The sequence below is a fragment of the Campylobacter sp. RM10537 genome (assembly GCF_022369435.1).
In the GTDB taxonomy this organism is placed as follows: Bacteria; Campylobacterota; Campylobacteria; order Campylobacterales; family Campylobacteraceae; genus Campylobacter_D; species Campylobacter_D molothri.
Genome location: NZ_CP059597.1, coordinates 1,190,944 through 1,203,785 on the forward strand (window position 1 = coordinate 1,190,944; position 12,842 = coordinate 1,203,785).

The window sequence follows — 12,842 nt, forward strand, 5'->3', positions numbered from 1 at the left end:
TAAAATGAAATTTTGATTTGAGTTTTTTATAAAAATAACATAAAGATAAATATTGTGCTTTGGGAATTTTACGATTTAAAATTAAAAAATCACTCCAAATATTCCCAAAATCAAAAGAATTTAATTCTTAAATAGCTAAAGATTTTTTAGACGATAAATTAAAAGGTATTAAAATCATAAAGGGGTAAAAACCCCTTTTTAATTACATTTTGCAAGAGTTTTGTAAAGTAGAGCTAAGCATCCAAAGATTTTTTTCATATTTTGCAATATTTTCTTGTGCAAATGCAGCTGTAGTAGTATCTCCTGCTTTTTCTGAAGCATCATTTAATTTTTTAAACTCAGCTAAGAGATACTCATAATCTTGCTTGATTAATTCAATTACTTCAGTTGGTGTAAAGCAATCTTTGTTTACTTTAGGACTTTTAGCATTTTCCATTAAAGTTTTTTGACAAGTAATTGCTTTCTCGCCAAGTTGTAAAACTCTTTCAGCGCAATCATCAAAAAGTTCTGCCATTTCTTCGTATGCTTTTTCTGTGTATTCATGGATTGAAAAAAATTGCAAACCTTTTACATTCCAGTGATAATTATGGAATTTAATCCATAAATGATGAGCATCTGCTTGCATTTGTAATAATTGTTTAACAACTGACATTTTTAACTCCTTATTTTTATTTTTTTAAAATTATAACATAAAATTCTTAAATAATAATAATTATTAGTTAAAAATTTATATCATAAATTTATCTTAATAACTATTATACTCTTTTTAATTAAAAAATGGTTAAGATTTTAAAATATTTTTTAAAATCAACTTTCCCACCTCAACACCAGGTTGATTGTAAGTATTAATACCTAGCATTATGCCACAAGCTGAAGTAAAAAGTTCATAATAATACATCAAATAACCTGCATGCCAAGCATCAAGTTTTTCTATTTCTATAACATCTACGCTTAAATTCTCAGAAATTAAAGCATGCATTGTAGCATCACATTGCGCATTTAAAAGATCATGTAAATTGACTTTATTGCTTAAAGAATCTAAAAATTTAAAATGAATATCAGGAATTATAGGCGATTTTTCACTATCTTTTACTTTTAAAAAAGTGATGGTTTTATTCTTAGGACCATCCATGATTAATTGCAAAAAACTATGTTGATCTCTTGCGCCTATTAAAGCAATAGGAGTAAGACCTATACGCTTATAACCTTGTTTTTTTCCAAGACTCTCTGCAATCAATTGGATATACCATTCATTAAAACCTTTAAAAATATCATCATAAGAAAAAAGCACATTTATATTTGCATTTTTATGCGTACAATAATGATAAGCTTTTTGTAAAATTTCTTCCTTTTTATAAATAAAAAAATCATCAAAACAAGCCTTAGCACCTTCTAAAAGAGCTTTCACATCATAACCACAAAAACAAAGTGGCACGATGCCAACAGCTGAAAGAATACTAAAACGTCCGCCGACATTTGAAGGGATAAAAAAACTTTTAATGCCTAAATTTTCACCTTCTTGATGAAGTTTAGAATTTTCATCTGTAACAAAGATAAAATATTTTTTTAAATTAGAAAATTCAATCTTAAAATAATCAATAATTAATTTAAAAAGTGAAACAACTTCTATAGTACTGCCTGTTTTACTTGTAATTAAAAATAAACTTTCTTCCAAATTTAATTTTTCTAATATAGAAAATAAAGAATAAGTACTCGTATTATCAAGTATAAAAAGTTCTTTATCTTTGCTTTTTTGATTTAAAAGCATATCTTTTAAAGCTTTAACCCCGCAACTTGATCCGCCCATTCCAATTAAAATAATATTTCTAATATGATCTTGCTTTTTAATAAATTCTAAACTTTCCTCGATAAGCGGTAAACTAGTATTAAAAAGATGATAATATCCTATTTCACCACTTTGAACTTCATCATTAATACGGTATGCATAAGAGGTAATGGTAGAAACTTCTACCTTTTTAAAAAAAATTGAATTTTTTAACATTTACTCTTCTCATAAAAATAATTTGTCGCTTCGACAAAGCCTTCAACGCTACCGCAATCAAAACGTTTTCCTTCAAATTTATAAGCTAAAACCATACCATTGGTTGCTTGAGTTAAAAGCGCATCAGTGAGTTGAATTTCTCCATTTTTACCTGCTTGAGTATTTTCTAAAATTCCAAAAATATCTGGAGTTAAAATATATCTCCCAATAATAGCTAAATTGCTTGGAGCTTCATCAGGATCAGGCTTTTCTATCATAGAATTTACCATGATTAAATTCTCTTCTACTGTATTACCAGCTATGACTCCGTAATTGCAAACTTGTTCTCTTGGTACTTCCATAACAGCGATAATAGTACAACGATATTTTTCATAAATCTTAACCATTTGTGCCATCACATTTAAACCATTTTCATTTACACATAAATCATCAGCCAAAATAACTCCAAAAGCTTCATCCCCTGCTAAAGGCTTGCCTTTAAGCACAGCATCTCCTAAACCACGCATTTCATTTTGGCGTGTAAAAGTAAAAGTACATTGATCAATCAAAGATCTAATATCTTTAAGTAAATATTCTTTTTTTGTTCCAGAAATTTGATGTTCTAATTCATAAGAAATATCAAAATAATCTTCTAAAGCTCTTTTACCTCTTCCTGTAACAAAACCCATATTATCCATTCCAGCTTCTAAAGCCTCATCAACTCCATAATGGATTAAAGGTTTAGTGAGTATAGGCAACATTTCCTTGGGTAAACTTTTTGTAGCAGGTAAAAATCTAGTCCCATAACCAGCCGCAGGAAAAATACAAGTTTGAAGCATAACAATCCTTTTTATTTTAAATTAAAATCAACAATGATTTTCTATTAAATATTTTTTAAATTAAAATTGAATTCCAATCTTAAAAAGCGATTTTACAAAAATTATGTTAATCTAAAAAATAAATAGCATCTTGATTAAATGTTAAAATAATTTCATCATATAAATTTAAACCACTCTTGCTAAATTGATCTTGACTTAAGGCAAATTCTAAAATTTTATCTTGAATTTTAATACGCACAAAAACAAAATCTTTTCTAGTTCTCAAAGCTATAATTAAACATTGATAAATTATAAAATCAAAATCATGGTTTAAATTATTTTTTTCTTTTATAAAAAAAATCTTATAGGGATTTATTGCTATTTTACTTGAATTTTTTTTCATATAAGAACTAAAATCTATTAAACGATCAAAATAAATTCCTTTATTTTCAAGATCAAAAACATTAGTATTTTCAAATTCTAAAATTTCACCAGAATGTAAATAATATCTTTTTTGTGCTAAAGAATCTAAAAAAACTTTATCATGACTTGCAATTAAAAAACCACTTTTATAAGTTTTTTGCATAAATAAAATTGCTTTTTTGAGTAAAATAGCTGTTTTTTGATCTAAAAAAGCACTAGGCTCATCTAATAAATAATACTTCGCACGAACACTTAAAGCTAAAGCAAAAGCAAGTTTTTGACTTTGTCCTGAGGAAAGCTCATTAGGGTGTTTTTTAAGTAAGTTTTTATCAATCTCAAGCAAATTAAAAGTTTCATCAATACGATTTTTTATTTCTTTTAAGTCAATTTTATAAGTTTTTAAAAGAAATAAAAAGTTTTTTTCAATACTACGATTAAGGAATACAGGCTCTGGAAAAAGAAGATAAATTTGACGCTTTTCATCTGAATTTAAATGTGTCTTTCCAAAATAAGAAATATTTTCAAAATCTCCCTCAAGAAATTTAAGAATTCTTAAAAGTGTGGATTTACCACTTCCATTTAAACCCATTAAAATGCTGATTTTATTAGTATCTAAAACTAATTTTTTAATATTTAAAATATTTTTTTGATCATAATTAAAATTAAAATTATTAAGTTCTATCACTCAACGCCTTTTTAATTTATAAATAATACAGTTTAAAATAAAAGCAATTGAGATTAAAACCAAAGCAAGGGCAATGCCGCTAGCAAATTCGCCTTTATTAGTTTCTAAAGAAATTGCTGTTGTAATTGTTCTTGTGTCGTATTTGATATTTCCACCTACTATCATAGCTACACCAACTTCAGCCACAATACGCCCATAAACTAAAGCTATAACACTAATAAGAGAAAACCTTAACTCATGGATGATAATCATGATAAGTTTTATAGAATTTAAATGAAACGATTTAATAAGCAATAATTGTTTTTTACTAATGCTTTCAACCAAATTGGCAAAAAGAGCTATTGCTATAGGTAAAGCCAGTATAAATTGGCCTAAAATTAAAGCTTTTATAGTAAAAAGTAGGCCAAATTCACCAAAGGGACCACGATTTGAAATCAAAGCATATAAAATCAATCCCACAGCTACCGTTGGAAAAGAAAGACTGGTATCCACTATAAGTCTTAAAAAACGTTTTAATTTAAAATTAAAAAATCCCAAAACAAAACCCAAAGGAAAGCCAACCAATAAAGCCAAAACAATAGATACACTAGAACTTAACATAGTTGTTTTTATAGCCGAAATTACACTATCATCAGCATTTAACAACAATAATAAAGCTTGTTTAAAACCATCAAAAATATATTCCAAAACGCAACCCAAAAAATAAATTAAGAAATTTTAGCATAATTTATGTTAAAATATTTCTACATTGATTTTTAAAAATTCTTAAAGGAAAAAAATGAAAAAAACGATATTTTTAGGATTGTTTTTGGCTTTAAATATTCAAGCAGCAGAATTAAGGATGGCAACTACAACAAGTACCGATAATACTGGTTTACTTGATGCTTTAGAGCCTCTTTATAAGCAAGAAACTGGCAATACCTTAAAATGGGTTGCTGTTGGCACAGGAGCAGCTTTAAAAATGGGTGAAGATTGTAATGCAGATGTACTTTTTGTTCATTCTCCAGAAGCTGAAAAGAAATTTATAAAAAAAGGATTTGGCATTGATAGAACTCCTGTAATGTATAATGATTTTATCATTATTGCAGATAAATCTTTAGCACCAAAATTTAAAGGTAAAAATTTAGAAGAAAGCCTAAAACTTATAAGAGATGAAAAATTAACTTTTATTTCAAGAGGGGACAAATCAGGTACTGATAATAAAGAAAAAAGCTTATGGAAAAGTATAGGCAAAGTTCCAGAAAAAGAAAGCTGGTATCAACAAAGCGGACAAGGAATGCTTGCAAGTATTAAAATCGCTGAAGAGAAAAAAGGAGTGATTTTAACCGATCGTGGCACTTATATCAAGTATGAATTTAATGAAAAAGGAAAACCAAATTTAGTTATTGTCAATGAAGGTGATGATAGATTGAAAAATTTTTATTCTGTGATTGCAGTAAATCCAAAACATTGTAAAAATGTTAATTACACTCAAGCAAAAAAATTTATCAATTGGCTTACAAGTGATGATACTTTAAGTTTTATTGGCGGATTTAAATTGCTTTATAAACCTCTATTTATAGTAGATGCTAAAACAAGAAAAGAATAAACTAAGCAAGGAAATCCTTGCTTAAGTAAAAAGTTAACAAATTTTCAAACTATAAAAATAAAATATTTCTATAAAAATTTAACCAAACCTTACAAAACCAAAAATCTCAACAAAAACAATCTTTTTGTTTCAATAAATTAAACAAATTTTACTTATGCAAATATTTGCTAAAAATTCAAAGAATAATTATGATTGATATTGCAAAATTTAAATTTTGATATTTTAAATTTTGCAAACTTTTTTTAAAAATAATCAGTTTTAATATCTTAGTCTTTATTAAAAACTCTTTTTAAATGTACTTCATAATCACTTAAGTATTTTTCAACTTGTGGATTTTTTATAACATCATTACATATAAAAGTTTCTAAAGCCTTCATGCCTAAAAATTCATGAGCCTTATGCAAGTGCCAATACACCATATCCACGCCCTTACCTTCGAAAAATTCATTTTTATCATCAAAAGCTTCAATAGGTGCATTCCAAGTTAGGCTAAACATATATTTTTTATCTTTAGCTAAACCACCTTTTCCATAATTTTTTGCAGGATTTTCATGACTTCTTCCATCATTGGCATAAAGTTTGCCATGCCCTGCGGTAAAAACCTCATCGATGTATTTTTTTACAATCCAAGGTTCACCCATCCACCAAGCTGGCATTTGATAAATAATCATATCAGATTTTAAAAATTTTTCCAATTCCTCTTGTGCATTATAACCCTGATCAATATGCGTTTGTAAAATTTCAAATCCTAAATCACTTAAAATTTTAGCAACATGATTGTGCAAAGTAAGATTAAGTTTTCCTTTTGAATGCCCAAATTCCTTTGCTCCATTAAGTAATAATATCGTCTTCATATTCACTCCTTTTAATTAATTTTTATGCTAAAATTATATTTTAACTATAAACAATAGTCAATGCAAAAAATAAAGTCTTATCCTAGAAACTATGTATGAATGAGATAAAAATCACAAAAAGGATAAACCATGATAGAACTTATTGGCGATATTAATTTGCAAAATTATATGGGAGAATGGCTTGAAATCGCCAGAAAGCCAAATTTTTTTCAAAAAACTTGTCAAAACTCAAAGGCTAAATATACATTAAAATACAAAGGCGAAACTCCTTATATAGAAATAGAAAATTTTTGCCAAAAAGAAAATGAAATTTCAAGCATCAAAGGTAAAGCAAAGCTAAATGCTAATCGAAAATTAGCTGTGAGTTTTAACTTCTTTATGAATCTTTTTAATAAAACCAATTATGAAATTATTTTCATTGATACAAAATACAAAGTGGCTATTGTTGGAAGTCCTGATAAAAAATATCTATGGATTTTAGCAAGAGAAAAATTAGATGAAAAAACTTTGCAAGAACTTTTAAAAATAGCCAAAGAAAGAAATTTTGATATCAGCGATCTGATTTTTGATCGCTGATTATTCTTTTGTCATATCGATTACATAACGAAATTTTGCTTTTCCAGAAGTTAAATTTTCATAAGCTTTATCGATTTCTTGTGGAGTGATTAGCTCGGTTTCTGGATAAATTTTATTTTTAAGTGAAAAATCAAGCATTTCTTGAGTTTCAGCTATTCCACCTATTAAGGATCCATAAACTCTTTTACCTGCTTTATGAATTAAATCATTAATTTTAATTCCTATTTTATACTCAACAGGTGGAAGACCCACTATAGCCATTTCTCCTCCAAATTTAATTAAGTCAAGATAAACCGAAGGATCATAAGGTGTTGGAATAGTTGAAATGATTAAGTCAAAACGCTCTTTAACCACATCTTTATCCGTGCTCGTATAAAATGAACTTACACCCATTGCCAAAGCATCATTTTTTTTATTTTCATTTCGTGCAAAAACACTCACTTTTGCACCCATTTTAATAGCGTATTTTACCGCCATCATTCCAAGTCCACCAAAACCTGCTATAGCTACTAAAGATCCTTCTTTAATTTTAGAAAATTTCAAAGGAGAGTAAGTCGTAATACCTGCACAAAGCAAAGGAGCAACCTTTTCAAGAGGAGCATCTTTGGGAACGCAAACTGCAAATTTTTCACTCACAACTATATTATTAGAATAACCGCCATAGGTAATTTCATTATTATGAAAAATATCTTTACTATTATAGGTATAAATTGTTTTTCCATTTTCACAAAATTGTTCTTGAGAGCGCTTACAAGCTTCACATTCTCCACAAGAATTTATCATGCAACCTACACCTGCATAATCACCTACCTTAAATTTATTCACATTTTTACCAACTGCGATAACTTCTCCAGCGATCTCATGACCAGGAACACAAGGATAAACAGTTGCACCCCACTCACCTTTTGCAGTATGTACATCACTATGACAAATTCCTGCGTATAAAATTTTGATCAAAATATCATTATCGCCTATAGCATGACGCGTAAATTCAAACGGAGTAAATTTTGTATCTTTACCAAGCATTGCATAGCCTTTACTACAAATTCTTCCATTATCTAAAATTTTGTAATCAATCATTATTCATCTCCTTTTTAAAAGATTAATTATTTTTATTCTATCAAAAAAATATCAAATGATAAATAACGAAAAATAAGTAAAATTTTTAATAATTTTTGATAAAATATTTCATATTATTTTAAAAATTACAAGGAGAAAACTTTTGGCAAAAGATGATGTAATAGAAATAGACGGAACAGTGCTCGAAGCATTACCTAATGCAAATTTTAAAGTAGAATTAGACAATAAACATGTTATTCTTTGTCATATTGCAGGAAAAATGCGTATGCATTATATAAGAATCATGCCTGGTGACAAAGTTAAAGTAGAACTCACACCTTATAGCCTTGATAAAGGACGTATTACTTTTAGATATAAATAAGCTAATTAAAAGTTTTTTTTCGATAAAATTACCATTTTTGCGACATTTCGTATCGAACTATGAAAGAAGTATTTTTAAAATTCACCACTTATTTTAAAAATAGTTGGTTATTCATAAAACCTGATGCAGTCGTAAATCAAGTGGAATTTACTTAATCAAGGAGACGCTCATGAAAGTGAGACCATCTGTTAAAAAGATGTGCGACAAGTGCAAAGTAGTTCGCCGTAAAGGCGTAGTTCGCATTATTTGCGAAAATCCAAAACATAAACAAAGACAAGGATAAACATGGCTCGTATTGCAGGTGTTGATTTACCAAAGAAAAAAAGAATTGAGTATGGACTAACTTACATTTATGGTATAGGGCTTTTTACATCAAGAAAAATTCTTGATAAAACTGGAATTTCTTACGATAAAAGAGTTCATGAACTTAGCGAAGATGAAGCAGCGGCAATTAGAAAAGAAATCCAAGAAAACTATATGGTTGAAGGGGATCTTAGAAAACAAGTTGCTATGGATATCAAAGCTCTTATGGATTTGGGAAGTTTTAGAGGTTTAAGACACAGAAAAGGTTTACCTGTTCGTGGTCAAAAAACAAAAACAAATGCTAGAACTCGCAAGGGTAAAAGAAAAACCGTTGGTGCAAAATCATAAGGATAAAAAATGGCTAAAAGAAAAATTGTAAAGAAAAAAATAGTTAAAAAAAATATAGCAAAAGGTATTGTATATATTAGTGCAACTTTTAACAATACTATGGTAACAGTAACTGATGAAATGGGAAATGCAATTGCTTGGAGTAGTGCAGGTGGTTTAGGATTTAAAGGTTCTAAAAAATCAACCCCTTATGCAGCACAACAAGCAGTAGAGGATGCTTTAAATAAAGCAAAAGAACACGGAATTAAAGAAGTGGGCATAAAAGTTCAAGGACCTGGAAGCGGTAGAGAAACTGCTGTAAAAAGTGTAGGCGCTATGGAAGGAATCAAAGTTACTTTCTTAAAGGATATCACTCCATTAGCTCACAATGGTTGTAGACCGCCTAAGCGTCGTCGTGTCTAAGATATAAGAAAAATTTAGGAGATTATTATGGCAAGATATAGAGGACCAGTAGAAAAATTAGAAAGACGCTTTGGTGTTAGCTTGGCATTAAAAGGAGAAAGAAGATTAGCAGGAAAAAGTGCATTAGATAAACGCCCTTATGCACCAGGACAACACGGAGCAAGAAAAGGTAAAATTAGCGAATATGGACTTCAATTAAGAGAAAAACAAAAAGCTAAATTTATGTATGGAGTTAGCGAAAAGCAATTTAGAAGACTTTTTGCAGAGGCAGCTAGAAAAGATGGAAATACTGGGGTTTTACTTATCCAGCTTTTAGAGCAAAGATTAGACAATGTAGTTTATAGAATGGGTTTTGCAACTACTCGTCGTTTTGCAAGACAGCTTGTCACTCATGGACACATTTTAGTTAATGGTAAAAGAGTTGATATTCCAAGCTTTAGAGTAGAAGCAGGTGCTAAAATCGAAATTATAGAAAAAAGCAAAAATAATCCTCAAATTACAAGAGCAATAGAGCTTACAGCACAAACCGGTATAGTAGCTTGGGTTGATGTAGAAAAAGATAAGAGATTTGGAATTTTTACAAGAAAACCTGAAAGAGAAGAAGTTGTCATTCCGGTAGAGGAAAGATTTATCGTTGAGCTTTACTCTAAATAATAGGGGCTAAATATGAGAAAAATTACAACATCCGCTTATACGCCAACAGAATTTACAATAGAAAATATTAGCGATACTGTGGCTAAAATTAGCGCTTGGCCTTTTGAAATTGGCTACGGGATTACCCTAGCCCATCCTTTACGTCGCTTGCTTTATACAAGCACTGTAGGTTATGCTCCAACCGCGATTCATATCGATGGAATATCACACGAGTTTGATAGTATGCGTGGTATGTTTGAGGACATTGCGCTTTTTATTCTTAATTTAAAAAAATTACGTTTTAAGATTAAAAATGATTCTGATAAAGAAATCGTAGAATTTAGTTTCAAAGGCCCTAAAGAAATTTATGGCAAAGATTTAAACAATGATCAAGTTGAAGTGGTAAATGCTGATGCATATTTAGCAACTATCAATGAAGATGCAGATCTTAAATTTACTTTGATTATAGAAAAAGGTATTGGCTATGTTCCAAGCGAAGAAATCAAAGAATTTTTAAATGATCCTAAATTTATCGCATTGGATGCTTTCTTTACACCTGTAAGAGAAGCGACTTATGATATTGAAAAAGTTCTATTTGAAGATAATCCTGATTATGAAAAAGTAGTTTTAACTATAACTACAGATGGACAAATTACTCCAAATGAAGCTTTTCAAAATGCTTTAGAAGCTATGTATAAACAATTATCAGTATTTGATAAAATTACTAATGTTAGAAGCATTATTAAAAATCAAGCAACTAGCAATGAGTTAGAAAATACTAAATTATTGCAAAATATTACTGACTTAAATTTAAGCGCAAGAAGCTATAATTGCCTTGAAAAAGCAGGAGTTGTTTATATAGGTGAACTTGCTTTAATGAGTGTAAATGAACTTGCAGGACTTAAAAATTTAGGTAAAAAATCACTTGATGAAATCAAAAATATCATGGAAAGTATAGGTTTCCCTGTAGGAACTTCTAAACTAAGTGATAACAGAGATATATTAAGCAAAAAAATCACTGAATTAAAAGCACAAAATGAAGGATAAAAAATGAGACATAAACACGGATATAGAAAACTTGGCAGAACTTCATCTCATCGTGCTGCTTTGTTAAAAAATTTAACGATAGCTTTAGTTAATAGTGGCAAAATAGAAACAACTTTACCAAAAGCTAAAGAATTAAGAGGATATGTAGAAAGACTTATCACAAGAGCAAGATTGGGCGATTTTAATGCACATAGAGCTGTTTTTGCTTCATTGCAAGATAAAAATGCTACTAATAAATTAGTAACAGAAATTGCTCCAAAATTTAAAGAAAGAAATGGTGGCTATACTAGAATTATCAAAACAAGAATTCGTCGTGGTGATGCTGCTGAAATGGCTTTTATTGAATTTGTAGCTTAATAAAATCCTAGCTTCTTAGCTAGGATTTACTTCTTATCTTAAAACAACAATCTAAAAAATTTTATCATAAAAATCCCAAGCCAAGCTTGAGAATTTATCTTAATGTAAAGCTTCGTTGAGTTTGACTGCTTTTTTATTTAAAGCAACGATCATTACTCCAGTTGTAGAGTCTTGACGGAAATGGAGTCCATTTAAGCCTTGAAGTTCTAAACCTTTGTATATTTCTTTATCAAAAGTGAAATTTGGATTAAGCTTTGCGAGTTCTTGCGCATCTTTTAATAAAAATTTAGTTCCCTCTAGCACTGCAATTCCTGCATCAACGATACAATTATCACCCAAAGGAACACCTGTAACAGAATTAGCACCTAAAAGACAAGCTTTACCTATACTAATAGCATTTCCACTTGTGCCGCTTAATACTCCTAAAATAGAAGCTCCTCCGCCTATATCAGATCCTTCTCCTACAACTACACTTGAGCTTATACGACCCTCTACCATGCAAGCTCCTGTTGTTCCAGCATTAAAATTCACATAAGAAGCACCTGGCATAATCGTTGTTCCAGCTGCTAAAGAAGCACCCATTCTCACTTTTGAACTTTCTAAAATTCTTGTGTTATCTTCAGGTATGATATGTGCTAAAAATCTTGGAAATTTATCGACAAAATCAATTTTTGGATATTGATTAGTCATTTTTAAACGCATTTCATTTTCTCTTAAATAATCAAGCTCTATAGGCTTATCATCACTCCAAGCAACATTACTTAAAAGTCCAAAAGCACCGTTTAAATTGATACTCCTTAAAGGTACTTTTTTTGTGGAAAGTAAATAAAGCTTAAGATAAACACTTTCAACACTCAAAGGCTCTTTATCTTCAAAAAGACATACAAAGGCAAATTCATCATCTTTAAATTTCTCTTTAATTAATTTTAATAAGTCAATATTTTTATGCCCTTCTTCCTCTAAAAAAGGTTTAAAACAAGACAAAGCAAATTCAATATCTTCCATTTTTAAAACTTGAGTGAATTCACTCGCATTAAAATCAATCTCGATTCCTCTTTGCATAAAAGATTCAAGCATAACTGCAGCTGAGCTAAAATTCTGCTCATAATTTATCAAAGCAAAACTTGCTTGTAAGATTTTATTTTTATTAATTTGCCCTCTATCAAGTCTTGCTATACCAAAAGCTTTAGGTTGTTTATATCCACTTTTTTGTTCTATTTGTTTGATTAAAAGTAAAAAATCTTCTTTGGTGTTTATCGACATTTTCTTCCTTTTTGTTATTTGTTTTATAATTTTAGACAAATGATTATATCAAATAAAACTTGAAATCTTATTTTAAATTAAAAGCTAAAAATTTTTACAAATAATAATTAAATAATAAATATT

General features: G+C 29.1%; 17 protein-coding genes. 9 read left to right on the top strand and 8 right to left on the bottom strand.

Translation table 11 applies throughout. The annotated features are described in order from the left end of the window. Positions 1 to 202: 202 nt before the first annotated feature. From CMOL_RS06040 to tupB, 5 genes are all read right to left on the bottom strand, one after another. Positions 203 to 652 (bottom strand): Dps family protein, encoded by a 450-nt coding sequence (locus CMOL_RS06040; protein ID WP_239820121.1) that lies wholly within the window; start codon positions 650 to 652, stop codon positions 203 to 205. Positions 653 to 781: 129 nt separating this feature from the next. Then, positions 782 to 2,002, bottom strand: a complete 1,221-nt coding sequence (locus CMOL_RS06045; protein WP_200281239.1) for a glucose-6-phosphate isomerase — start codon at positions 2,000 to 2,002, stop codon at positions 782 to 784. Next, complete coding sequence (galU, locus tag CMOL_RS06050) at positions 1,996 to 2,820, bottom strand: UTP--glucose-1-phosphate uridylyltransferase GalU (protein WP_200281236.1); 825 nt, start codon at positions 2,818 to 2,820, stop codon at positions 1,996 to 1,998. The genes CMOL_RS06045 and galU overlap by 7 nt, the downstream gene beginning before the upstream one ends. A 106-nt stretch (positions 2,821 to 2,926) precedes the next feature. After that, positions 2,927 to 3,907, bottom strand: coding sequence for a tungstate ABC transporter ATP-binding protein TupC (gene tupC / locus CMOL_RS06055; RefSeq protein WP_239820122.1), 981 nt, complete (start codon positions 3,905 to 3,907; stop codon positions 2,927 to 2,929). Continuing rightward, the gene (gene tupB / locus CMOL_RS06060; protein WP_200281230.1) at positions 3,908 to 4,594 is read right to left on the bottom strand and encodes a tungstate ABC transporter permease TupB; all 687 of its coding nucleotides are present in this window, start codon (positions 4,592 to 4,594) and stop codon (positions 3,908 to 3,910) included. A 91-nt stretch (positions 4,595 to 4,685) separates the two neighbouring features. Here tupB and tupA point away from each other — a divergent pair, with 91 nt between their 5' ends. Next, a complete protein-coding gene (tupA, locus tag CMOL_RS06065) occupies positions 4,686 to 5,495 on the top strand; it encodes a tungstate ABC transporter substrate-binding protein TupA (protein ID WP_200281228.1) in 810 nt (269 codons plus the stop codon). Between the two features lie 266 nt (positions 5,496 to 5,761). Here tupA and CMOL_RS06070 read toward each other — a convergent pair whose 3' ends face one another. After that, positions 5,762 to 6,349 (bottom strand): NAD(P)H-dependent oxidoreductase, encoded by a 588-nt coding sequence (locus CMOL_RS06070; protein ID WP_239820123.1) that lies wholly within the window; start codon positions 6,347 to 6,349, stop codon positions 5,762 to 5,764. 129 nt (positions 6,350 to 6,478) lie between these two features. Here CMOL_RS06070 and CMOL_RS06075 point away from each other — a divergent pair, with 129 nt between their 5' ends. Further along, positions 6,479 to 6,925: a lipocalin family protein gene (locus tag CMOL_RS06075; protein WP_239820124.1), complete on the top strand. Its 447-nt coding sequence runs from the start codon at positions 6,479 to 6,481 to the stop codon at positions 6,923 to 6,925. Here CMOL_RS06075 and CMOL_RS06080 read toward each other — a convergent pair whose 3' ends face one another. Next, positions 6,926 to 8,002 carry an NAD(P)-dependent alcohol dehydrogenase gene (locus CMOL_RS06080; RefSeq protein WP_239820762.1) on the bottom strand — a complete coding sequence of 359 codons (1,077 nt, stop codon included), beginning with the start codon at positions 8,000 to 8,002 and terminating at the stop codon, positions 6,926 to 6,928. A gap of 145 nt (positions 8,003 to 8,147) precedes the next feature. Here CMOL_RS06080 and infA point away from each other — a divergent pair, with 145 nt between their 5' ends. The 7 genes from infA to rplQ all read left to right on the top strand — a co-directional run bounded on the left by infA (position 8,148) and on the right by rplQ (position 11,456). Next, positions 8,148 to 8,366 (top strand): translation initiation factor IF-1, encoded by a 219-nt coding sequence (infA, locus tag CMOL_RS06085; RefSeq protein WP_002781436.1) that lies wholly within the window; start codon positions 8,148 to 8,150, stop codon positions 8,364 to 8,366. A 169-nt stretch (positions 8,367 to 8,535) separates the two neighbouring features. Next, the gene (gene rpmJ, locus CMOL_RS06090; protein ID WP_002781429.1) at positions 8,536 to 8,649 is read left to right on the top strand and encodes a 50S ribosomal protein L36; all 114 of its coding nucleotides are present in this window, start codon (positions 8,536 to 8,538) and stop codon (positions 8,647 to 8,649) included. A gap of 2 nt (positions 8,650 to 8,651) precedes the next feature. After that, on the top strand, positions 8,652 to 9,017 hold the full coding sequence (rpsM, locus tag CMOL_RS06095) for a 30S ribosomal protein S13 (RefSeq protein WP_002779545.1): 366 nt from the start codon (positions 8,652 to 8,654) through the stop codon (positions 9,015 to 9,017). 9 nt (positions 9,018 to 9,026) lie between these two features. Beyond that, positions 9,027 to 9,419, top strand: coding sequence for a 30S ribosomal protein S11 (rpsK, locus tag CMOL_RS06100; RefSeq protein ID WP_044598131.1), 393 nt, complete (start codon positions 9,027 to 9,029; stop codon positions 9,417 to 9,419). 27 nt (positions 9,420 to 9,446) lie between these two features. Next, complete coding sequence (gene rpsD, locus CMOL_RS06105; protein WP_137620237.1) at positions 9,447 to 10,073, top strand: 30S ribosomal protein S4; 627 nt, start codon at positions 9,447 to 9,449, stop codon at positions 10,071 to 10,073. A gap of 12 nt (positions 10,074 to 10,085) precedes the next feature. Then, positions 10,086 to 11,099 (top strand): DNA-directed RNA polymerase subunit alpha, encoded by a 1,014-nt coding sequence (locus CMOL_RS06110; RefSeq protein ID WP_200281219.1) that lies wholly within the window; start codon positions 10,086 to 10,088, stop codon positions 11,097 to 11,099. A 3-nt stretch (positions 11,100 to 11,102) separates the two neighbouring features. Then, the gene (gene rplQ / locus CMOL_RS06115; protein ID WP_134237776.1) at positions 11,103 to 11,456 is read left to right on the top strand and encodes a 50S ribosomal protein L17; all 354 of its coding nucleotides are present in this window, start codon (positions 11,103 to 11,105) and stop codon (positions 11,454 to 11,456) included. 99 nt (positions 11,457 to 11,555) lie between these two features. Here the strand turns inward: rplQ and CMOL_RS06120 are convergent, their stop codons facing one another. Next, positions 11,556 to 12,719 carry a tetrahydrodipicolinate N-succinyltransferase N-terminal domain-containing protein gene (locus CMOL_RS06120; protein ID WP_239820125.1) on the bottom strand — a complete coding sequence of 388 codons (1,164 nt, stop codon included), beginning with the start codon at positions 12,717 to 12,719 and terminating at the stop codon, positions 11,556 to 11,558. Between the last annotated feature and the right edge of the window lie 123 nt (positions 12,720 to 12,842).

Excerpts from the sequence above, each read along its gene's own strand:
- CMOL_RS06040 (WP_239820121.1), bottom strand. The coding sequence starts at position 652 with ATGTCAGTTGTTAAACAATTATTACAAATGCAAGCAGATGCTCATCAT.
- CMOL_RS06045 (WP_200281239.1), bottom strand. The coding sequence starts at position 2,002 with ATGTTAAAAAATTCAATTTTTTTTAAAAAGGTAGAAGTTTCTACCATT.
- galU (WP_200281236.1), bottom strand. The coding sequence starts at position 2,820 with ATGCTTCAAACTTGTATTTTTCCTGCGGCTGGTTATGGGACTAGATTT.
- tupA (WP_200281228.1), top strand. The coding sequence starts at position 4,686 with ATGAAAAAAACGATATTTTTAGGATTGTTTTTGGCTTTAAATATTCAA.
- CMOL_RS06070 (WP_239820123.1), bottom strand. The coding sequence starts at position 6,349 with ATGAAGACGATATTATTACTTAATGGAGCAAAGGAATTTGGGCATTCA.
- CMOL_RS06075 (WP_239820124.1), top strand. The coding sequence starts at position 6,479 with ATGATAGAACTTATTGGCGATATTAATTTGCAAAATTATATGGGAGAA.
- rpmJ (WP_002781429.1), top strand. The coding sequence starts at position 8,536 with ATGAAAGTGAGACCATCTGTTAAAAAGATGTGCGACAAGTGCAAAGTA.
- rpsM (WP_002779545.1), top strand. The coding sequence starts at position 8,652 with ATGGCTCGTATTGCAGGTGTTGATTTACCAAAGAAAAAAAGAATTGAG.
- rpsK (WP_044598131.1), top strand. The coding sequence starts at position 9,027 with ATGGCTAAAAGAAAAATTGTAAAGAAAAAAATAGTTAAAAAAAATATA.
- rpsD (WP_137620237.1), top strand. The coding sequence starts at position 9,447 with ATGGCAAGATATAGAGGACCAGTAGAAAAATTAGAAAGACGCTTTGGT.
- CMOL_RS06110 (WP_200281219.1), top strand. The coding sequence starts at position 10,086 with ATGAGAAAAATTACAACATCCGCTTATACGCCAACAGAATTTACAATA.
- rplQ (WP_134237776.1), top strand. The coding sequence starts at position 11,103 with ATGAGACATAAACACGGATATAGAAAACTTGGCAGAACTTCATCTCAT.
- CMOL_RS06120 (WP_239820125.1), bottom strand. The coding sequence starts at position 12,719 with ATGTCGATAAACACCAAAGAAGATTTTTTACTTTTAATCAAACAAATA.